Genomic DNA, 18,756 nt, shown 5'->3' on the forward strand with positions numbered 1-18,756 from the left:
AACAGCATTTCTGCTCAACAGCATGCGGAGATCTTACATGCACGCACTCCATCCCCAGTTGCAGCCCTGGCTGGCGCAGTTCAACCGCGCCGTCGAGCAGAAAATCGCCGCCGGCTACAAGGCCACGGCGATAGGCGCGCGCGAGGCGCTGGCCCAGCTGACCGCGCAGATGGTGTCGCCCGGACCCGACATCGCCTGGGTCAACGACGACCTGGTGCCCGGCCGCGAATACAGCGTGCCGGTGCGCCTCTATCATCCGGCGCCGGATGAGGCCTTGCCGGTGCTGGTTTTCCTGCATGGCGGCGGCCATATGGCAGGCAGCGTCAGCGTCTATGACGGCATCGTCCGCCGTCTGGCCGCCGCCAGCCGCCACATCGTGGTCTCCGTGGAATACAGGCTGGCGCCGGAATGCCCTTATCCGGCAGGGCTGAACGACGCGCTCAGCGTCGCCAAGGGCATATGGAGCGTGCTGGAGCAGCGCCGGCTGCCGTATCGCCGCCGCCTGTCGCTGGCGGGCGACTCCGCCGGCGGCGCCTTGTGCGCCAGCCTCAGCGGCAAGGCGCAATACGATGCCTCGCTGGACATCGCGCGCCAGGCCTTGATCTACCCCTGTGTCGACTACACGCTGACCCAGCCTTCGGTGCAGGAAAACGGCCTGGGCTATTTCCTCACCACCAGCCGCACCGCCTGGTATTTCGACCAGTATTTCCAGCATGGCGAAGACCGCCGCCAGATGTCCCCGCTGCACTGGGAGTTCAGCCGGCGCCTGCCGGCCACGCTGGTCATCACCGCTGGTTTCGACATCCTGCGCGACGAGGGGCAGCTGTACGCGCGCAAGCTGCAAGCCGCCGGCGTGACGGTGGAGCAGCTGCACCTTGGCGACCAGATGCACGCCTTTCTCAATATGGAGGCGCTGGTGCCGGAAGCGTGCGAGCTGGCCTACCGCCGCATCGGCGCCTTCCTCAACGCGGACTGAAGCGCGTCGGCCGGCCGGGCATGCTTAGGCCGGATAGTTTTCCGGGCAGAAATGGCGCTCGGTCAGCTCGATCAGGATGTGCAGCACTTTGATGTGCAGCTCCTGTACCCGGTCCGCGTATTGTCCGCCCGGGGTGTTGACGTAGACATCGGCCAGCGGCTCCAGCTGGCTGCCGGCGCGACCGGTCAGGATGATCACCTTCATGCCCAGTTCGCGCGCCACTTCGGCGGCGCGGATCACATTGCGGCTATTGCCGCTGGTACTCAGTCCCAGCAGCACGTCGCCGACGCGGCCATGGCTTTCCAGGTAGCGGGCAAAGATCTCGTCGTAACCGTAATCGTTGCCGACGCAGCTGATGTGGCTGGCATCGCTGATCGCGATTGCCGCCATGCCGCGGCGGTTGTCGCGGTAGCGGCCTGTGAGCTCCTCGGCAAAATGCATGGCGTCGCACATGGAACCGCCGTTGCCGCAGGAAAAGATCCGCCCGCCGGCCGCCAACGCGTCGATGATGGCCTGGCCCGCCGCCTCGATGGCGGACAAGGCCTGCGCATTGGCCAGCAAATTGTTCAACGCGCGCTGGGCCTCGCCCAGGCTGGCCTGAATGTGGTTTTGCATGATGAATCCTGATCTAGCGAAGTCGGAACACAGTTTACACCCATCGTCCGCTCCGATGGCTCAAGCGATCTGCCGGCCGAACCACACCACGCGGCCGATCACCTCGAACTCGCTGCCGGCGCCGGCCAGATCCACGGTAAAGGTTTCGTACAAGGGATTGGCGCTCTTCACCTGCACCGCGCCCCCCGGCAAGCGCTGCAGCTGCTTGACGAAGATGTCGTCGCCGATGCGGATCACGAACAGGCCCTCGCCCGGATTGCGCTCTGCCGTATTCACCAGAATGGTGTCGCGGTCTTCCAGCACCCCGCTCATGCTGTCGCCCTTGACGCTGATCACGGCCAGATCGCGCGGCGAAGCGTTCAGATAGTTCTTCACCCAGTAGCGTCGAAACGCCATATAAAACACCGCCTGCTCGCCCGAGGCGCTGGTTCCAAAACCGGCCGACGCCTTCAAGTTATAACGCGGGATGAAACAGAACTCCTCATGCACGGCGGGTGGCACGAAATATTCATCGCGCTCCGCCGGCGCGGCGACGCCTCCGGACGCTTCGGATTCTCGCTCGGCGCGGGTCTCGTCGCGCATCGGGCCCTCCCCATGCAATAGCCAGGACAGCCGGCAGCCCGCGGTCTCGGCGATCTTCTGCGCGGTCGTCCGCCTGGGCACGCCGCCCTTGTACCACATATTGGTGAAGGAGCCCTTGTTGATGCCGATACGCGCGGCCCAGGCATAGGGCTTTTCCGCGCCGATCAGCAACGCCAGCCTTTGCTTGAACTCCATCGCCTGCAAAGAATGATCCATTTAGAACTCCATCAGTAACAAGCACGGCTGGAGTCGCCCTCCAGGGTACTATTCTTTTGTCATTTCAGCAACGGTAACTGACATGCCTGGTGACACTTCATAGCTTGTGCAGTTCAAATTAGCTATTTAGAATAGCAAAAATTGACATTGCAAGTTCTATTTGTTGATTTCCACAGTTTTAACTTGCGATTCACAGCCAATAACCCAAGCCGTCAGTTCAACTGTTTAGAAGAAAATCCGCCTTGATTACTAAAAGCGGTTATAGACAGATTGTAACTTGTTTAGAACTTTTTGTCTTCGCAACGTCGATTGCGACTATCAGGAGTGCCGTGATGAACACGCAAACGCAATATCCCGCTCTTCCCTCCACGATGCAGCTGGTCGCCAAGCTGATCGGCATGCCGCGCACCTTGCAACTGGTGCAGGCGCTGGGCGGCACCACCCTGCCGTTTTCCAAGAATCAGAGTCGCGCCGGCCAACTGCGTTTCGCCGCCCTGGTTGATGTGATCGGCCAGGACGCGGCGGAACAGCTGACCCACCACTTCGGCGGCGACATCCTCTATATCCCGCGATGCAGCAAGGTCCTGCGTCAGGCGCGCAATCAGCAGTTGATCCGCGATTTCGACGCCATGTTGGCCGATGGTTTGGGCGCCAACGAGGCGGTGAGCGTGCTGGCCATGCGCTACCACCTGAGCGATCGCATGATCTGGCGCGTGCTGAAAACGCCGCCGTTGCCCGGAGACGTGCATTGATTGACCGCCGAGCCTAGGAGAACCGCATGGCCAGCCGCGCCATTTCCGATCTGCATCCGCAACTACAACCGCTGGCCGAAATCTTTCTGCGCCGCTGCCGCGACCGCGGCGTAGACCCGCTGATCGTCTGCACCTGGCGATCGGACGCCGAACAAGACGCCTTGTACCAGCAAGGACGCAACAAACCTGGCCTCATCGTCACCTATGCCCGCGCCGGCGAATCCGCCCACAACACCATGCTGCACGGCAGCCCCGCCGCGCGCGCTTTCGACGTGGTGCCGCTGGTAGGCGGCAAGCCGGTCTGCGATGTCGACCACCCTCACTGGCAGACCATGGGCAGCATCGCGCTCGGCCTGGGCCTGTTTTGGCACGGCCAATTGGACGCGCCCTACCACGAGTTTCCGCATTTTCAACTGTCACTGGAGCCTTGAGCATGCCTCTCGCCGATCTGTTGCGCAGCCCGCACAACCGTCGCGTCAGCCATAGCCGGCTATGGGCCAACGTGGCCTGCGCCGCCGCCACCGCCATGTTCCTGCGCGACGGCTGGCGCGGCGCGCTGACGCCGGACATCTGGCTGATCTACCTGGGCGTGGTGGGCGGCTATTCCGCCTCGCTGCGCATGATTGCCGCCTATCGCGACAAAGGGAGCCCGCCATGATTCCGCTCGCCTCTCTGCGTCTGCTGCTGCCCATCGTAGCCGCGCTAGCCGGCTACGCCGCTGGCTGCGCGCACACCCGCCACGTCTGGCAGGCGGAACTGGCCGCCCAGCTTGCCACGCTGCAGGCAGAACACAGCCAGGAAAAGCAGCAGCAGCAGGCTGCCGCGCTGGCCCAGCTACGGCAATGGCAGGCGCGCGGCAACCAGCTGGAAAAGCAGCTGATTGACAAACAGAGCGCGCTGCAAGCCTTGCAGCGCCGCAACGCGCAAAGGATAGACGATGTCGCCCGCAACGATGGCTCCCGTTTTACTGGCCTTGGCCCTGACAGCCTGCGCCTCTACCGCCAGCTCCTCGGTTATTCCGCCGAGCTGCCCGGCGCCCAGCCCTTACCTGCTGGAGCTGCCGCCCAAGCCGCCGGCGCCGATGGCGGGCTACCGCCACCCGACCTTCTCGCCCACGCCGCCGACTACGGCGCCTGGTGCGGCGAGCTCGAGCAACGCCTCCTCGCCTTGAAACAACTCTACGCCCGACAGGACAAGCAACCATGAGCGACTTCTTCGATCGCGCCAGCGAACTGGAAACCGAATTCCGCGAACAGGCCCTGGCCCGCCACCTCCAGCCCTTGCCAAACAGCGGCTACAGCCATTGCGAGGACTGCGGCGACCCGATTCCCGACGTCCGCCGCGCCGCCGTGCCCAGCAGCACGCGCTGCGTGATCTGCCAACAGCTGGCCGAACGATGAAAGGTTTCACGTGGAACACGACAACCTGATGGCCCTGGGCCGGATAGAGGGCAAGCTCGACATGATCGTCGCCCATCTGGCCAAACAGGACAAAAAACTGGAAGAACTGGATGGCCGCCTGCGCGACGTGGAGGTCCAAGCCGCCAAGAGCGGCGCGCTGTCCGGCGCGCTCTCCGCCCTGCTGGTCACCCTGGCCGGCGAAATGCTCAAGCGCGTGCTGCACTGACCTCCCTCAACGAAGCCGGCCGCCGCTTTCGCCGCACACTCCCCCATCCCCGCACTGCTCAAGGAATGATCATGTCCATGCTGATCACGCTGCAAACTGCCATCGTCGACCGCCTGCGCCAAGGCATGGGCCAGATGGTGCGCGAAGTGGCGGCCGACTTAGACGAAACCAGCCTCTGCGGCCTGCAGCTGGCCCACGGCGACTACAGCAGCCGCCTCACGCCGGGCCAGTCCAGCCCCACCATCCATCCGCAGGCGCTGGCCCGCCTGCCGGCGCTATGGACCGTGGCCGGCGGCATCACCTCCAGCCAGCCGCAATCCAGCCAGCGCCTGCGCTACAAGGCCAACGCGCTGTTCACGGTCGTCGTCGGCGACCGCCTGCAGATCGACGCCGACTACAAGGGCGCCGGCGTCTGGCAGCTGGTGTACGCGGCGCGCCGGCTGCTCGCCTCCCAGGACTTCGGCCTTGCCGTCAATCCGCTGCTGCCGGAAAAAGTCCGCCCCCTGGGCCAGGCCGCGCGCGACGGCCAGCCGTGGAGTCTGGTGGCTTGCGATTTCAGCACCTACTGGCTGGACGAGGCGCTGGACAACGGCCGCTGGCCGGCGCCGCAGGGCGATGCCGATCCGGACGCGCTGTTCCGCGCCTTCGGCGGCCGGTTGGAGACAGGCAACTCCGCGCCTCATGCTTGATTCAAGCGTTCCGAAATGAGCAGGGGGATTTTCCCCTGACTAGAATAAAGGCCGCGTCTTGCACGCGGCCTTGCCGTTTAGCGCCACACCACCAGCGCGGTGCCGGCGCAGCTGACCGCCGCGCCTATCCAGGCCAGCGGCGGCGGCGGACGCTTCAGCTTCCACCACAGCATGGGCAGGATCAGCACCGGACTTAGCGCGGACAAGATGCCAACGGTAGCGACGTTGGCATGCTGCAAGGCCAGCATGATCAGCGTCATGCCCAGGCCCAGCGCCACCAGACCGTTCAGCGCGGTCTGGCCCAGCATGCGCGGCGTGTACGGCCCGCGGCTTTTCGCCAGCCGCCAGCCGCTGAGCCACAGCAGATAATGCGCGCCGCAGCTGACGCCCATGCGCAGCGCCGACGCGGTGACCGGCTCCAGCCCGGCCGCCATCGCCGGCTTGGCGAAGAAGGTCCCCAAGGCCTGGCACAAGGCCGCCGTCAGGCCCAGCGCCACGCCGGCGGCCAGCTTGTCGTTGCGTTCCCACACGTGGGCGTCAACCTCGCGCCGGCCGAAGGCCACCGCCAGCAGCACGCCGCCGAACACCAGCAGGCTGCCCAGCAGCGCGCCCGCGCTCAGGCGTTCGGACAGGAGCAGCACGCCCAGCAGCACCGAAAACACCGAATGGGTGGCGAACAACAGACCGGTGCGGCGCGGCCCCAGCCGGTTCATGGAGGCGAACATCACCGTGTCGCCCAGGAAAATCCCGGTCAAACCCTATAATAAAACCGGCCACAAGGCGGCGGCGCTGAGAGAGTGCCAGCCGCCTGACAGCAGGCTGACGCCGCCCAACAGCACGGTCAGCAAGGTCAGCCGCAAACGGGTGAAGGCGAAAGGGCCGAAATGGCGGGAGGGCGTGGCGCCGAGCATGCCGCCCAGCGCCCAGCAGCCGGCGGCGCCGACCGCGGCGAAGTCATACAGCATCATGCATCCAATAAATGAATTTCGATACGCTCTTTGTCCTTGCCGATATTGCGGCGCTTGAGCGCGATGCGCCCCACCTCGCCGCTGCGGCGCAAGTGGGTGCCGCCGCAAGGCACGCGGGCGAAGCCGGGCAGCTCCCAGTAACGGCGCTCGGCCGCTTCGTCGGAAAACGCGCTGACGATGGGCAGGTCGGCGTCTATCCAGCGCTGCGCCTCGGCGGCGATGCCGGACAGCCAGGGCGTGATGGGCATGTCCAACGCGAAGTCTATCCTCGCCTTGTCCTCTGCGATGTGGGCGCCTATCTTCTCCACGCCGTCCACTTGGCGGCAAACCACTTCCAACACCAGCTCGGCGGCGAAATGCAGCCGCATCAGCCGGTAGCGGCGCGGCCAGTCTATCGCCACCTCTACCGTGTCGCCAGCCTGCAGGCCGTGGTCCGCGTCCAGCGTGTAGACGATGTCGCGCCCCTGCTTTTCCGCCTGCCGCACCGGGCGGCCGGCAATGTGGCCGCTGTCGCTCTCCTGGCCGCCGGAAAAGGCATAGAAGAGGGTCTCCTCCAGCCATACCCGCTCGCCGTCCACCCGGCTGACATGCGTGGTCAACCGGGTCTGGTAAGGCGCGTCCCAGAAGCGCTTGCGGCTCACAACAAGCGCGCCAGATAATCCACCAGACTCAGCGGGTAGACAAAGTCGCGGCCGCTCAGCTGCTGGTAGCGCTGGCGGAACTCCCCGTTGCAAGGCTGCAGTATCAGAGCCTGCGTCATCGCTTCCAGCGCCGCATGTTTATTGCCTAGCTGCTCTTCGGCCAAGGACCAGACCAGCCAGGCATCATGCACCCTGAAGTTCTGCGACAGAATTTGCCGCGCCAATAGGGCCAATTGCGCAAAATCATCGCCCTTGCGGAAGCTGCCTATCATTTCCGGCACCAGTTGCTCCAAACCAGGCAGGCTCTGCCCTGCCTTGCGCAGCACCAGGGTGTGGCCGTTTCCCACCTTGCTGTCGGTTTCCTCCACTGCCTCCAGCAGCCAACAGCCTAACTGGTTGGCGTTGTACCAATTCAGCGCCGCCAACAACACTTGCAGGATGAAGACATGATAGTGGGAACGCCAAGGCTGCCCAGGCAGGAGGGAGCGCGGCGTGTCTCGCCGCTCGCGCGCAGCCACCAAATCGTCCAGATGGGTGATCGGACGGCTGCTATCGGTCGGTTCGGCAAAGCGCTTGGGCACGATCATGAAATTGATGCCCCCAGGCTTCAATACCCTCTCCCACTCCATCCAGGCGCCGAACATATCCGGCAAATGCTCCAATACATGCGACGAAGCTACATAGTCGAGCTCGCCATCGCCAAACGGCAAGGCGATCGCCTCCGCGATGCAATCCACTCTGGCCGGCCCTTGGCCGCAACGCCGTTGCTCGGCCACATACACTTGGTAATCCGCCAGGTCTTCCGGCTCCAAGGCGTTCACCCCGTCGCTGGGCGCCACGCTGATGCAGTCGTACGGCGCCAATGGATTATGCGCAGCCCGTCCCAGCTCCACGCCGCGTCCCCGCAGCAAATCTTCCGCCAGCTTCATCGCTTTCTATCCTCGATCTTGCGCTCCAGCCGTTTCGGCCGTTAAACGCTGATACACATTCTGCTCTAAACGCTCCATGATACGCTCCGGCTTGGATAGCTGCGTGAAACCATATTGCGCATACAAACCATGCGCGTCGGCCGTGGCCAGCATCATGCGCCGCAGGTCGCGCAACGCCGGGTGCGCCAGCATGGCCGCCACCAGTTGCTTGCCCACGCCCTTCCCCTGCCATTCCTCCAGCACGAAGATGTCGGCCAGGTAGGCGAAGGTGGCGCGGTCGGTGACGACGCGGCCGAAACCCACCTGCGCGCCGTCGTCGGCATAGGCGCCGAAACACAGCGAATGCTCAATGGAACGCTCGAAGATGGCGCGCGGCAAACCCTGCGCCCAATACGACTGGCGCGACAAATAATCATAAATCCGCTCCCTATCCAGCCGCCGCGGATCGCAATCAATTTGCACCGGCATGGCGCCCTCCGTTTGCATCGTAAAATTCCCAGCCTAAACAAGTCCCAGTCTTCGAACAAGCGTTTGGCATGTTGGCGGCTGTCAAATGGCTTGAATGGCTGAATTTATGGCATTTCATTGCCATGACGGCGCAAAAACCCCGTTGCCAGCGGCGCGAAAAACTCGCACGATAAGCGTTTACCCATCGCAAGCCTGACGCCATGAATTTGCTGCCGCTGCTGAGGAAGCTATTGTTCGCCCTGCTGGCCCTGGCCATCCTGCTATGGAGCTACGGCAGCTGGCAGAACCGCCCCGAACTGGTGAACGCCGCCATCTGGCTGGGCGACGGCCTGGCCATGGCCGGCGCCTATCTGGTGCCCACCGCCACCGCAGTGCTGGTGAAAAGCCCGCGCCTGAAAACCGTGGCGCTGCTGAACGTGCTGGGCGGCTGGCTGATCCTGCCCTGGCTGCTGGCGATGGGCCTGGCTTTGAAACGCGACGATCTGGCCTGAGCGCCGCGCCGCACACCGGGCGACTCGCCGGCCAACAGGCGGGCACCCGTCAACCAAGAGGAGAAGATTCGTGTTCCAACATGTAGACGCCTACGCCGGCGACCCCATCCTGTCGCTGGTGGAAGCCTTCGGCAAAGATCCGCGCGAACAGAAGGTCAATCTCAGCATCGGCCTGTATTACGACGAGGCCGGCCGCATCCCGCGCCTGAAGGCCGTGGAGCAGGCCGAGGCGCTGCTGGCCAGCCAGCCGCAGCCGCCTTGCACCTATCTGCCCATGGACGGCATGCCGGCCTACCGCAACGCGGTGCAGGCGCTGCTGTTCGGCGCCGACCACCCCGCGGTGACCAGCGGCCGCATCGCCACGCTGCAGACGCTGGGCGGCTCCGGCGCGCTAAAAGTGGGCGCGGACTTCCTCAAGCGCTATTTCCCGGCCTCCGGCGTCTGGGTCAGCGACCCCACCTGGGACAACCACGTGGCCATCTTCGAAGGCGCGGGCTTGGCGGTGGAATGCTACCCCTACTTCGATCCGGCCACCCGCGGCGTGGACTTCCCGGCCATGCTGGCCAAGCTGCAGACGCTGCCGGCCAAGAGCATCGTGCTGCTGCATCCGTGTTGCCACAACCCCACCGGCGCGGACCTGACGAACGCGCAGTGGGACCAGGTGGTGGCCGTGGCCAAGGAGCGCCAGCTGATTCCGTTTATGGACATCGCCTACCAGGGCTTCGGCGCCGGGCTGGAAGAAGACGCCTACGCCATCCGCGCCATGGCGGACGCCGGCATCGCCTTCCTGGTCAGCAACTCCTTCTCCAAGATTTTCTCGCTGTACGGCGAGCGCTGCGGCGGCCTGTCCGTGGTCTGCGACGACGCGGCCGAAGCGGCGCTGGTATCCGGCCAACTGAAGGCCACCGTGCGCCGCAACTACTCCAGCCCGCCGACGCACGGCGCCAAGGTGATCGCCGCCGTGCTGAGCTCGCCGGAACTGAAGGCGCTGTGGGTTTCCGAGGTCAACGAAATGCGCGAGCGCATCCAGGCCATGCGCGGCGTGCTGGTGCAGGTGCTGAAGGAAGCGCTGCCTGAGCGCGACTTCGGCTACCTAGTGAACCAACGCGGCATGTTCAGCTACACCGGCTTCAGCCAAGCCCAGGTGGACAAGCTGCGCGAGCAGTTCGGCGTCTACCTGGTGGGCAGCGGCCGCATGTGCGTGGCCGGCCTCAACACCGCCAACGCGCCCTATGTAGCCGAGTCCTTCGCCAAGGTGCAGTAAGCGCCTCCCGGCGTTTCAAGCAAGGCGGCCAAGCAGCCGCCTTTTTTCATGCCGCCGCGCGGCCGCGCCAGCCATGCGCAGCCACCTCAGCCGCCAGCGCCAGCCAGGCGCCGTCGTCTTCCAGCTCGGCCAGGCGCAGGCAGCTCAAGGCCAGCTTCACGCTATGATCCTCCGGCTGCCCACGCGCCATGCCGGCGATTTCGCCGATGTCCGCCGAACTCCCTGCCAGCTTCCGCGACAAGTCCGGGCAGCCGTTATAGATGTACATGCCCAGCAGCGCCGCCTGCATCTGCAAGGCCGCATCGTCTGGCGCATCGCTCAGGCCATGGCCGCGCGCCAGGCTCAGCACCGCCTCCCAGCCCGTGATCAGATGCAAGGCGTCGAAGCTGCGCCGCGCCAGGAACAGCTGGCGCGCGACACGGCGCTGCTCGCGCGCGCCGGCCAGCAGGCCCGGCGGCAGCCTATCCGGCAATTCCGGCAAGGCCAGCGCCTGTTCGATGCCGTCCACGATCAGCTTGCCGTCGTCCGGGCTGGACAGGGGGTGATCTCGCCAATCGCGCAACACCTCGCCCAGATTGCAGGGCGCGCTGGCGCGGCCGGGCAAGGCCAGCTGCTGCCAATGGCTAAGCGCGTAGGCCAGCGCGGCGTCCACCTCCTCCGCCACCTCGCTGCGCAGGGCGTAGGCCAGCCGGATCGCGCCGTGAAACGAGGCCGATGCCGGCGCCGCCAATACCTGCCGCAGCCGCTGCGGCCACTGGCCAAGCCACTCGCCGCGCTCGCGCTCCCAGGCCAAGCGCCGCCGCCACGCGCCTTCGCTGGCCCGTTCTCCCAGCCAGCCGGCGGTATCCGCGATATCGCGTCCATCGTCGGGCACCGCCTCCAAATGGCCGCGCCGCGCCGCGAACAGCCGTAGCTCCGCCTCGCCCGCGCCCAGCTCGTCCAGCGCGGCCAGCGCCATGGGCAAGTGGTTGCTCAAACCGCCGCGGTAGCTGCCGCCATACGGCAACAGCTCGATCAACAAATCCTTCAGCATGGCCTGCTCCAATTGGCTCTCTTCCCTTCAGTCTGGAAGCACCACAACAAAAATGCCAATTGGATTTACACATATGCGCGATAGCTCCAGGGGTCTACGCCTCTCAAGCCATACGCCATGACAATGTTCCGCCTTTGGGTGGGTTAGAGTGCTGCCAGCCGGGCGGAACCGGCATCCAAGCCATCCGTCCGCGCAGCAAACACTAAACCAGGCTGACTCATGTGAGGTAAACGTTGAGCCTCGCCGCGCCACACACAAAGATCAACTTAAAGACCAACTTAACGCGCTATATCGATGAGCCGTATTTTCTCACCACGCCTCCCGCCGCTACCAAAAACGCGACGAAACAGATCAAAAAGCCCAGTTCATTGGCCAGCAACTGCATGTATAGAAAGGTTTCTCCTGAAGAAGCCATTTTGGGCGAACACTTCATGATGCCCGCAATTAATGGCGAAGCGGCAATCGCCGTGACACCTGTCGATACGAGAAAATGCGGCAGCCCGATTTTTTCGATCGCGATGGCTCGCCAGATATTAAAGCGAGCAAAAACCATAACACCGGAGATCGCATTCAAGGGCGCCAACACCCCTGCCGCATACCATAGCGCTGCCGACCACCCCCACTGCGCCACACAAGCGCTGCCCCATTGCTCAGCCCATAAAGACAGAACAAACAGCAAAACGGCATTGAGGCCGAACATCCATAGCAGATACTTCTTGAGCAGACGGGCCATCTCTACTACTCCCTAAAGGCCTTGCCTTGATAAAGAATGCGCACCTTACTCGCGATGAGTGGCGGAATCGTATCGACCTGCATAAGAAAGGGCGACCTTTCCGCCGCCCTTTCACTCATCGCTCATCAGTGCGTGCCCCAAGCGTGAGAATAGCCGTTTGTGAGCCTGGATGAGCACGGCCTCCAGATAGCCCTTACCGCTTAACGAGGCAGCGCAAGTAGTCTCCATCCGCCCCATCATCATAGGCGGTATCCAGCAACTGATAGCCGGGTGCCTTGACTGTTCCAGTGCTGGCGCCAGCCTTCAGCGGTTTGCCCACTTGTTTGGAAATGCCTGCCAAAGCAAGACGGGATGGATTATCTTGACGACCATTCACTTCAACCGCCAATTGCAAACCCTTGATATTTTCCTCCGGCGTATCAAAGCGCGAGATATGCAGCACCTTGACCCCATTGAATACCACGCCGTGAATCTTGGTGTTTTTCTTGATAGCGGCCATATCGCAAGAGGCGAAGATATTGGCCACGGCAGCCGCATTCAAAGGTTGAGCCGATGTCGCGAACGCAGGTGTGGATAAGGCAAACGCCGCAAGCAACGCTAATTGCATTGTTTTCATATACGAATTCCTATTTAGCCCTTCGCATCGAGGCGACGCCCTCGATGCCAGACCGGCATGATGTTGCCATACAAAATACAAAACAGCCATAACTAAATGAATTATTCGTAAAAACCAGCATATAAATCCATACTCATGCCAATTCCGCCACCCGCAATCACAGCAAGCCAGCTTAGAAACTGGCTGGATAGTACATGCGCCATCATCCGGCAAGGCGGCCGCAACCATTGCCACGAACGCCTTGGGCGGCCATTCGCTCGCCATGCCATGAACAGAATGACGAAGGGCAAGCCTCTCGGCCTGCCCTTGCTATTTGTCGTCACCCATTTCCCGATGACACGAACTCGGCGGAACGCCCCGGCTCTGCCGGGGCGTTCCGCCCTACTTTACAGCGACGGCAACACCTCGCCGTCCACCAGGCCGTTGAAGCGGCCGCTGGCCACCAGCGTGGCCGCTTTTTCGATATCCGGCGCGAAGTAACGGTCCTTGTCATAGAACGACACCTGCTCGCGCAGCATGCCCTTGGCCGCTTCCAGCTTGTCGCTGGTCTTGTTGGGCGCGCGGAAGTCTATGCCCTGGCAGGCGGCCAGCAGCTCCACCGCCAGGATGCCGGCGGTGTTGCCCGCCATGTCGCGCAGGCGGCGGCCGGCGAAGGTGGCCATGGACACGTGGTCTTCCTGGTTGGCGCTGGTGGGCAGGCTGTCCACCGAAGCCGGGTGGGCCAGCGACTTGTTCTCGCTGGCCAGCGCGGCGGACGTCACCTGGGCGATCATGAAGCCGGAGTTGACGCCGCCGTTGTTGACCAGGAAGGGCGGCAGCTTGGACAGATTGCTGTCGATCAGCAGCGCCATGCGGCGTTCGGACAAGGAACCGATTTCGGCGATGGCCAAGGCCAGGTTGTCGGCGGCGAAGGCCACCGGCTCGGCGTGGAAGTTGCCGCCGGACAGGATGTCGTTGTCGCCGGCGAAAACCAGCGGGTTGTCGGACACCGAGTTGGCCTCCACGCGCAGCACTTCGGCCGCCTGGCGGATTTGCGTCAGGCAGGCGCCCATCACTTGCGGCTGGCAGCGCAGGCTGTACGGGTCTTGCACCTTGCCGCAGTCCTCATGCGATTGCTCGATCTGGCTGTGCGCCAGCAAGTCGCGGTACAGGCGGGCGGCGTCGATCTGGCCCTGATGGCCGCGCACTTCGTGGATGCGCGCGTCGAACGGCGTGCGGCTGCCCAGCGCGGCCTCCACCGACAAGCTGCCGGCCACGGTGGCGGAAACATACAGGTCTTCGGCGGCGAACAGGCCTTCCAGCGCGAAGGCGGTGGACGCCTGGGTGCCGTTGAGCAAGGCCAGGCCTTCCTTGGGCGCCAGGGTGATGGGCTCCAGGCCGGCGGAGCGCATCGCCACCGCGCCCGGCACGCGCACGCCGTCGACAAAGGCTTCGCCCTCGCCGATCAGCACCGCGCTCATATGCGACAGCGGCGCCAGGTCGCCGGAGGCGCCGACCGAGCCCTTCTGCGGGATCACCGGGTAGATCTGGCGGTTGAACAAGGTGACCAAGGCCTCGATCACCTGGCGGCGGATGCCGGAGAAGCCGCGCGCCAGCGAGTTGATCTTCAGCGCCATCACCAGGCGCACGGTGCTGGCGTCCATCGGCGCGCCAATGCCGGCGGCGTGGGACAGCACGATGGAGCGCTGCAGCAGCTCCAGCTCTTCCGGCGCGATCTTGGTGCTGGCCAGCAGGCCGAAGCCGGTGTTGATGCCGTAAACGGTGCGGCCTTCGGACAATACGCGCGCCACGGTGGCGGCGGAGGCGTCGATGGCGGCGTGGCTGGACGGGTCCAGCTGCAGTTGCAGGCCGGTTTCACGTGAAACACGGCGCAGGTCGGCCAGCGTCAGTTGGCCCGGTACGATGTTGAGTATGCTCATGGCTTCTGTCTCTCTTGCTTCTTTGTTCTATTGCTTGCGCGCCGCGTGGCGGGCGGCGATGCGCATCGGGGCGGAAAGACCGCCCGGTTCGCCGCCCCCTCGCGCTTACTTCAGCATCGGCAGGTCCAGGCCCTGCTCCTTGGCGCAGTTCACCGCGATGTCGTAGCCGGCGTCGGCATGGCGCATCACGCCGGTGCCCGGGTCGTTGCGCAATACGCGGCCCAGCCGTTCGGACGCGGCATCCGTCCCGTCGCAGACGATGACCACGCCGGAATGCTGGCTGAAGCCCATGCCCACGCCGCCGCCGTGGTGCAGCGACACCCAGGTGGCGCCGCCGGCGGTGTTGAGCAAGGCGTTCAGCAGCGGCCAGTCGGACACGGCGTCAGAGCCGTCGCGCATGCTTTCGGTTTCGCGGTTGGGGCTGGCGACCGAGCCGGAGTCCAGATGGTCGCGGCCGATGACGATAGGCGCCTTCAATTCGCCGTTCTTCACCATCTCGTTGAAAGCCTGGCCCAGGCGGGCGCGGTCTTTCAGGCCTACCCAGCAGATGCGCGCCGGCAGGCCCTGGAAGGCGATGCGCTCCTTGGCCATGTCCAGCCAGTTGTGCAGGTGCGGATCGTCCGGGATCAGCTCCTTGACCTTGGCGTCGGTCTTGTAGATGTCTTCCGGATCGCCGGACAGCGCCACCCAGCGGAAAGGGCCGATGCCCTCGCAGAACAGCGGGCGGACATAGGCCGGGACGAAGCCGGGGAAGTCGAAGGCGTTTTGCACGCCCTCTTCCAGCGCCATCTGGCGGATATTGTTGCCGTAGTCCAGCGTGGCCGCGCCGCGTTCCTGCAGCGTCAGCATGGCACGCACTTGAACGGCCATGGATTGCTTGGCGGCGGCGGTGATTTCAGCGGCGGCGGTCTTCTGCTTGTCGCGCCACTGCGCCACGGTCCAGCCCTGCGGCAGGTAGCCGTGCACCGGGTCGTGGGCAGAGGTCTGGTCGGTGACCACGTCCGGGGTGATGCCGCGCGCCACCAGTTCGGCGAACACGTCGGCGGCGTTGCCGAGCAAGCCCACCGACACCGCCTTGCCGTTCTGCTTGGCGTCTTCGACGATAGCCAGCGCCTCGTCCAGCGTGGTGGCCTTGCGGTCGACATAGCGGGTTTTCAGACGGAAATCGATGCGGGTTTCGTCGCATTCGACGGCGATCATGCTGAAGCCGGCCATGGTGGCGGCCAGCGGCTGCGCGCCGCCCATGCCGCCCAGGCCGCCGGTCAGAATCCAGCGGCCTTGCGGCTTGCCGCCGAAGTGCTGGTTGGCGACGGCGAAGAAGGTTTCGTACGTCCCCTGCACGATGCCCTGCGAGCCGATGTAGATCCAGGAGCCGGCCGTCATCTGGCCGTACATCATCAGGCCTTTTTTATCGAGCTCGTTGAAGTGCTCCCAATTGGCCCAGTGCGGCACCAGATTGGAGTTGGCGATCAGCACGCGCGGCGCGTTTTCGTGGGTTTTGAACACGCCCACCGGCTTGCCGGACTGCACCAGCAGCGTTTCGTCGTCTTCCAGCCGCCGCAGGGTTTCCAGAATCTTGTCGTAGCACTCCCAGTTGCGGGCGGCGCGGCCGATGCCGCCGTACACCACCAGGCTTTGCGGGTGCTCGGCCACTTCGGCGTCCAGATTGTTCTGGATCATGCGGTAGGCGGCTTCGGTCAGCCAGCTCTTGCAGGTCAGCTGGTTGCCGCGCGGCGCGCGGATATGGCGGGATGGGTCAAAACGCGGGTCGGTCATGGGGGCTCTCCTTTGTAAAACTTACATGCCTGATTGGCCACGAAAACCACGAAAGGACACGAAAAGAAACCAAGCTCAACGCTTTCTCTCGTCCATCCATAACCCACGTTTTTCGTGGGTTTCGTGGCTGAAATTCAGCTTCTAGCGTCGCAGATGGCGCGTCATCGACCACGCCAGCCGCGCCGCCGCCTTGGCGCCATGGCTGTCGATGTCGAAATCGGGATTGAATTCCACCAGGTCTGCGCCGGCTAGCTTGCCGCTCTTGGCGATGCGGCCAGCCAAGGCCTCCACCACGGCGATGTCCACGCCGTAGCCGGCCGGGGCCGACACCGCCGGCATCTGCGCCGCCGGCAATACGTCCAGGTCTATGGTCAGGTAGACCGCGTCCACGCTGTCGAGAAAGTCGGCCAATTGGCCGCGGATGTCGGCCAGCTGCCAGCCGTTCATGTCGGTATCCAGACGCCATTCGGCGCCCAAACGGCGGGCGGTGTCGAACAGCGCCTGGGTGTTGGCGGTTTCGGCCACGCCCAGGCACAGGTAGCGGAACACGCGGCCGTGGCGGGCGCAGTCGGCGGCGATCTGCGCGAACGGCGTGCCGCTGGTGGCCTCGGGAGCCTCGCGCAGGTCGAAGTGGGCGTCGAAATTGACCACGCCGATGCGTTTGTCCGGATGCGCGGCGGACAGGCCCAGCCAGTGGCCATAGGCGGTTTCATGGCCGCCGCCCAGCACCAGCGGCAGATGGCCGGCGGCGATCACCTGCGCCACGCGCTGGCCCAGGCGCTGCTGCGCGGCCTCCAGATCGCCGTCGGCGCAGGCGACGTCGCCGGCGTCGTACAGCGGCAAGGTCGGGTGGTAGGCCAGGTTGGCCAGCGCCTTGCGCAAGACCTGCGGACCGCCGGCCGCGCCGACGCGGCCTTGATTGCGGCGCACGCCCTCGTCGCAGGCGAAGCCGATGATGGCGATGCCGGGCGCGCCGCTTTCCGGCAGGGCTTGCACCGACTGGTGCCAGCGCTTGGCCGCCTCGCCTTCGACCGCGTCCACGCGGCCGGTCCAAACCTTCATGTCCACCATTTGCATGCTTCCTTTATTGCCGCCCCGCCGGAAGCGCGCTGGCGTCCGGCGGGCCGAACGATGATCAGTCGATAGATTGCGCCGCGCCGCGGAACACGCGCTGCTTCAGCAGCGGCACGCCCACGCTGTAGGCGATTTCAGCCGGATGACCGATGTCCCACACCAACAGGTCCGCCACGCAGCCAGCGGCCAGCCTGCCATGGGTGTCGCCGCGGCCCAGCGCCCGCGCCGCGTGGCGGGTGACGCCGGCCAGCGCCTCTTCCGGCGTCAGGCCGAACAAGACGCAAGCCTGGTTCATCGCCAGGCGAATAGACGCGAACGGGCTGGTGCCGGGATTGAGATCGGTGGACACCGCCATGGCCACGCCGGCGGCGCGCAGCTTGTCCACCGGCGGCTTCTGCGTCTCGCGCAGGAAATAGAAGGCGCCGGGCAGCAGCACCGCCACGGTGCCGGCGCGGCGCAGCGCCTCCACGCCGGCGTCGTCCAGGTATTCGATGTGGTCGGCCGACAGGCCGCCGAACTCGGCCACCAGCTCCGCGCCATGCAGATTGGACAGCTGCTCGACATGGCCCTTCACTTTCAAACCGTGCGCGCGCGCCGCCTCGAACACGCGGCGGGTTTGCGCCGGACTGAAGCCCACCGATTCGCAGAACGCGTCCACCGCTTCGGCCAGACCGGCGCGGGCGACGACTGGGAGGATGGATTCGACAATCAGGTCGACATAGCCGTCGGCGTCGCCGGCGTATTCCGGCGGCACCGCGTGCGCCGCCAGCAAGGTGGCGGCCACCTCCACCGGCAAGGAGTCCTGCAACCGGCGCGCGGCGGCCAGCTGCTTCAGCTCGTCGGCCTGGGTCAGGCCGTAGCCGGACTTGATCTCCACCGTGGTCACGCCCTCGGCCATCAAGGCCTTGAGCCGCGGCAGGCTGGCCAGGGCCAGCTCTTCTTCGTCCAGCCAACGGGTGGCGCGCACGGTGGAAACGATGCCGCCGCCCTCGGCGGCGATCTGCTGGTAAGGCACGCCGGCGAGCCGCTTTTCCCATTCCGCCGCCCGGCTGCCGCCGTACACCAGATGGGTGTGGCAGTCGATCAAGCCCGGCGTGATCCAGCGGCCCTGCAAGTCGAACACCTCGCCGTCGAAAGACGCGGCGTCCGCCTCGGCCTGCGGCAGCACCGCCTCGATGTGGCCGTCCCGCAACAACAAGGCGTGGCCTTCCAGCGCGCCGTAAGGCGCGGCGTGGACGGGGTCCATGGTGGCCAGCCTGGCATTGAGCCACAGGCTGGGGCGGTGGGCGTGAATCGGCGGCATGACGGTCTCGCGCAGTGATTTGTATATACAATTACGCGCATGGCCTGCCGCTGTCAAGCGGGCTGCTTGTAAAAAAACCGACAAA

24 protein-coding genes are annotated in these 18,756 nt (G+C 64.8%); 10 read left to right on the forward strand and 14 right to left on the reverse strand.

Annotated features, from left to right (window positions below):
• Positions 1–37 precede the first annotated feature (37 nt).
• On the forward strand, positions 38–976 hold the full coding sequence (locus tag FYK34_RS16850) for an alpha/beta hydrolase (protein ID WP_149298412.1): 939 nt from the start codon (positions 38–40) through the stop codon (positions 974–976).
• A gap of 24 nt (positions 977–1,000) precedes the next feature.
• Here FYK34_RS16850 and gmhA read toward each other — a convergent pair whose 3' ends face one another.
• Together gmhA and FYK34_RS16860 are read right to left on the reverse strand one after the other, a co-directional pair.
• Positions 1,001–1,591, reverse strand: coding sequence for a D-sedoheptulose 7-phosphate isomerase (gmhA, locus tag FYK34_RS16855; protein WP_149298414.1), 591 nt, complete (start codon positions 1,589–1,591; stop codon positions 1,001–1,003).
• 60 nt (positions 1,592–1,651) lie between these two features.
• Positions 1,652–2,389 carry a S24 family peptidase gene (locus tag FYK34_RS16860; RefSeq protein WP_149298416.1) on the reverse strand — a complete coding sequence of 246 codons (738 nt, stop codon included), beginning with the start codon at positions 2,387–2,389 and terminating at the stop codon, positions 1,652–1,654.
• A gap of 332 nt (positions 2,390–2,721) precedes the next feature.
• Between FYK34_RS16860 and FYK34_RS16865 the strand changes: the two genes are divergently transcribed.
• The 7 genes from FYK34_RS16865 to FYK34_RS16895 all read left to right on the forward strand — a co-directional run bounded on the left by FYK34_RS16865 (position 2,722) and on the right by FYK34_RS16895 (position 5,456).
• Positions 2,722–3,141, forward strand: a complete 420-nt coding sequence (locus FYK34_RS16865; protein ID WP_149298419.1) for a Mor transcription activator family protein — start codon at positions 2,722–2,724, stop codon at positions 3,139–3,141.
• 26 nt (positions 3,142–3,167) lie between these two features.
• Complete coding sequence (locus tag FYK34_RS16870; RefSeq protein WP_149298421.1) at positions 3,168–3,572, forward strand: M15 family metallopeptidase; 405 nt, start codon at positions 3,168–3,170, stop codon at positions 3,570–3,572.
• A gap of 2 nt (positions 3,573–3,574) precedes the next feature.
• On the forward strand, positions 3,575–3,799 hold the full coding sequence (locus FYK34_RS16875; RefSeq protein ID WP_149298423.1) for a hypothetical protein: 225 nt from the start codon (positions 3,575–3,577) through the stop codon (positions 3,797–3,799).
• Complete coding sequence (locus tag FYK34_RS16880; protein ID WP_149298425.1) at positions 3,796–4,347, forward strand: hypothetical protein; 552 nt, start codon at positions 3,796–3,798, stop codon at positions 4,345–4,347. Before FYK34_RS16875 ends, FYK34_RS16880 begins: the two co-directional genes overlap by 4 nt.
• Positions 4,344–4,541, forward strand: coding sequence for a TraR/DksA family transcriptional regulator (locus tag FYK34_RS16885; RefSeq protein ID WP_149298427.1), 198 nt, complete (start codon positions 4,344–4,346; stop codon positions 4,539–4,541). Before FYK34_RS16880 ends, FYK34_RS16885 begins: the two co-directional genes overlap by 4 nt.
• Before the next feature lie 10 nt (positions 4,542–4,551).
• Positions 4,552–4,767, forward strand: coding sequence for a hypothetical protein (locus FYK34_RS16890; RefSeq protein ID WP_149298429.1), 216 nt, complete (start codon positions 4,552–4,554; stop codon positions 4,765–4,767).
• A 71-nt stretch (positions 4,768–4,838) separates the two neighbouring features.
• Positions 4,839–5,456 (forward strand): DUF1834 family protein, encoded by a 618-nt coding sequence (locus tag FYK34_RS16895; protein ID WP_168209782.1) that lies wholly within the window; start codon positions 4,839–4,841, stop codon positions 5,454–5,456.
• A gap of 77 nt (positions 5,457–5,533) precedes the next feature.
• Here the strand turns inward: FYK34_RS16895 and FYK34_RS16900 are convergent, their stop codons facing one another.
• The 5 genes from FYK34_RS16900 to FYK34_RS16915 are packed head-to-tail and all read right to left on the reverse strand — an operon-like array spanning position 5,534 to position 8,462.
• A complete protein-coding gene (locus FYK34_RS16900) occupies positions 5,534–6,211 on the reverse strand; it encodes a DMT family transporter (RefSeq protein WP_196782522.1) in 678 nt (225 codons plus the stop codon).
• 3 nt (positions 6,212–6,214) lie between these two features.
• Entirely contained in the window at positions 6,215–6,421 is a 207-nt protein-coding gene (locus FYK34_RS20745) for a hypothetical protein (RefSeq protein WP_196782524.1), read from the reverse strand.
• On the reverse strand, positions 6,421–7,065 hold the full coding sequence (locus FYK34_RS16905) for an alanyl-tRNA editing protein (RefSeq protein WP_149298433.1): 645 nt from the start codon (positions 7,063–7,065) through the stop codon (positions 6,421–6,423). Before FYK34_RS16905 ends, FYK34_RS20745 begins: the two co-directional genes overlap by 1 nt.
• Positions 7,062–7,994 (reverse strand): class I SAM-dependent methyltransferase, encoded by a 933-nt coding sequence (locus FYK34_RS16910; RefSeq protein WP_149298435.1) that lies wholly within the window; start codon positions 7,992–7,994, stop codon positions 7,062–7,064. The genes FYK34_RS16905 and FYK34_RS16910 overlap by 4 nt, the downstream gene beginning before the upstream one ends.
• A 6-nt stretch (positions 7,995–8,000) precedes the next feature.
• Positions 8,001–8,462: a GNAT family N-acetyltransferase gene (locus tag FYK34_RS16915; protein WP_149298437.1), complete on the reverse strand. Its 462-nt coding sequence runs from the start codon at positions 8,460–8,462 to the stop codon at positions 8,001–8,003.
• A 200-nt stretch (positions 8,463–8,662) separates the two neighbouring features.
• Between FYK34_RS16915 and FYK34_RS16920 the strand changes: the two genes are divergently transcribed.
• On the forward strand, positions 8,663–8,953 hold the full coding sequence (locus FYK34_RS16920) for a superinfection immunity protein (RefSeq protein ID WP_149298439.1): 291 nt from the start codon (positions 8,663–8,665) through the stop codon (positions 8,951–8,953).
• A 70-nt stretch (positions 8,954–9,023) separates the two neighbouring features.
• Positions 9,024–10,217 (forward strand): amino acid aminotransferase, encoded by a 1,194-nt coding sequence (locus tag FYK34_RS16925; RefSeq protein ID WP_149298441.1) that lies wholly within the window; start codon positions 9,024–9,026, stop codon positions 10,215–10,217.
• Between the two features lie 46 nt (positions 10,218–10,263).
• Here the strand turns inward: FYK34_RS16925 and FYK34_RS16930 are convergent, their stop codons facing one another.
• The 7 genes from FYK34_RS16930 to hutI all read right to left on the reverse strand — a co-directional run bounded on the left by FYK34_RS16930 (position 10,264) and on the right by hutI (position 18,671).
• Entirely contained in the window at positions 10,264–11,250 is a 987-nt protein-coding gene (locus FYK34_RS16930; RefSeq protein ID WP_149298443.1) for a hypothetical protein, read from the reverse strand.
• Between the two features lie 286 nt (positions 11,251–11,536).
• Complete coding sequence (locus FYK34_RS16935) at positions 11,537–11,983, reverse strand: hypothetical protein (protein WP_149298445.1); 447 nt, start codon at positions 11,981–11,983, stop codon at positions 11,537–11,539.
• Between the two features lie 193 nt (positions 11,984–12,176).
• Complete coding sequence (locus FYK34_RS16940) at positions 12,177–12,599, reverse strand: hypothetical protein (RefSeq protein WP_149298447.1); 423 nt, start codon at positions 12,597–12,599, stop codon at positions 12,177–12,179.
• Positions 12,600–12,985: 386 nt separating this feature from the next.
• Positions 12,986–14,518, reverse strand: coding sequence for a histidine ammonia-lyase (hutH, locus tag FYK34_RS16945; RefSeq protein ID WP_149298449.1), 1,533 nt, complete (start codon positions 14,516–14,518; stop codon positions 12,986–12,988).
• Between the two features lie 105 nt (positions 14,519–14,623).
• On the reverse strand, positions 14,624–16,294 hold the full coding sequence (hutU, locus tag FYK34_RS16950) for a urocanate hydratase (RefSeq protein ID WP_149298451.1): 1,671 nt from the start codon (positions 16,292–16,294) through the stop codon (positions 14,624–14,626).
• Between the two features lie 141 nt (positions 16,295–16,435).
• A complete protein-coding gene (gene hutG, locus FYK34_RS16955) occupies positions 16,436–17,356 on the reverse strand; it encodes a formimidoylglutamase (RefSeq protein ID WP_231137303.1) in 921 nt (306 codons plus the stop codon).
• 73 nt (positions 17,357–17,429) lie between these two features.
• On the reverse strand, positions 17,430–18,671 hold the full coding sequence (gene hutI, locus FYK34_RS16960) for an imidazolonepropionase (protein WP_149298454.1): 1,242 nt from the start codon (positions 18,669–18,671) through the stop codon (positions 17,430–17,432).
• Positions 18,672–18,756: the final 85 nt, after the last annotated feature.

Origin of the sequence: Chromobacterium paludis (assembly GCF_008275125.1) — a bacterium.
GTDB lineage: Bacteria > Pseudomonadota > Gammaproteobacteria > Burkholderiales > Chromobacteriaceae > Chromobacterium > Chromobacterium paludis.

Bases quoted from the DNA above. Each gene is read 5' to 3' on its own strand.
- FYK34_RS16940 (WP_149298447.1), bottom strand. From the start codon at position 12,599: ATGAAAACAATGCAATTAGCGTTGCTTGCGGCGTTTGCCTTATCCACA.
- FYK34_RS16920 (WP_149298439.1), top strand. From the start codon at position 8,663: ATGAATTTGCTGCCGCTGCTGAGGAAGCTATTGTTCGCCCTGCTGGCC.
- FYK34_RS16860 (WP_149298416.1), bottom strand. From the start codon at position 2,389: ATGGATCATTCTTTGCAGGCGATGGAGTTCAAGCAAAGGCTGGCGTTG.
- hutH (WP_149298449.1), bottom strand. From the start codon at position 14,518: ATGAGCATACTCAACATCGTACCGGGCCAACTGACGCTGGCCGACCTG.
- FYK34_RS16915 (WP_149298437.1), bottom strand. From the start codon at position 8,462: ATGCCGGTGCAAATTGATTGCGATCCGCGGCGGCTGGATAGGGAGCGG.
- FYK34_RS16865 (WP_149298419.1), top strand. From the start codon at position 2,722: ATGAACACGCAAACGCAATATCCCGCTCTTCCCTCCACGATGCAGCTG.
- hutI (WP_149298454.1), bottom strand. From the start codon at position 18,671: ATGCCGCCGATTCACGCCCACCGCCCCAGCCTGTGGCTCAATGCCAGG.
- FYK34_RS16875 (WP_149298423.1), top strand. From the start codon at position 3,575: ATGCCTCTCGCCGATCTGTTGCGCAGCCCGCACAACCGTCGCGTCAGC.
- gmhA (WP_149298414.1), bottom strand. From the start codon at position 1,591: ATGCAAAACCACATTCAGGCCAGCCTGGGCGAGGCCCAGCGCGCGTTG.
- FYK34_RS16850 (WP_149298412.1), top strand. From the start codon at position 38: ATGCACGCACTCCATCCCCAGTTGCAGCCCTGGCTGGCGCAGTTCAAC.
- hutG (WP_231137303.1), bottom strand. From the start codon at position 17,356: ATGAAGGTTTGGACCGGCCGCGTGGACGCGGTCGAAGGCGAGGCGGCC.
- hutU (WP_149298451.1), bottom strand. From the start codon at position 16,294: ATGACCGACCCGCGTTTTGACCCATCCCGCCATATCCGCGCGCCGCGC.
- FYK34_RS16895 (WP_168209782.1), top strand. From the start codon at position 4,839: ATGTCCATGCTGATCACGCTGCAAACTGCCATCGTCGACCGCCTGCGC.
- FYK34_RS16930 (WP_149298443.1), bottom strand. From the start codon at position 11,250: ATGCTGAAGGATTTGTTGATCGAGCTGTTGCCGTATGGCGGCAGCTAC.
- FYK34_RS16880 (WP_149298425.1), top strand. From the start codon at position 3,796: ATGATTCCGCTCGCCTCTCTGCGTCTGCTGCTGCCCATCGTAGCCGCG.
- FYK34_RS16910 (WP_149298435.1), bottom strand. From the start codon at position 7,994: ATGAAGCTGGCGGAAGATTTGCTGCGGGGACGCGGCGTGGAGCTGGGA.
- FYK34_RS20745 (WP_196782524.1), bottom strand. From the start codon at position 6,421: ATGCTGTATGACTTCGCCGCGGTCGGCGCCGCCGGCTGCTGGGCGCTG.
- FYK34_RS16935 (WP_149298445.1), bottom strand. From the start codon at position 11,983: ATGGCCCGTCTGCTCAAGAAGTATCTGCTATGGATGTTCGGCCTCAAT.
- FYK34_RS16870 (WP_149298421.1), top strand. From the start codon at position 3,168: ATGGCCAGCCGCGCCATTTCCGATCTGCATCCGCAACTACAACCGCTG.
- FYK34_RS16885 (WP_149298427.1), top strand. From the start codon at position 4,344: ATGAGCGACTTCTTCGATCGCGCCAGCGAACTGGAAACCGAATTCCGC.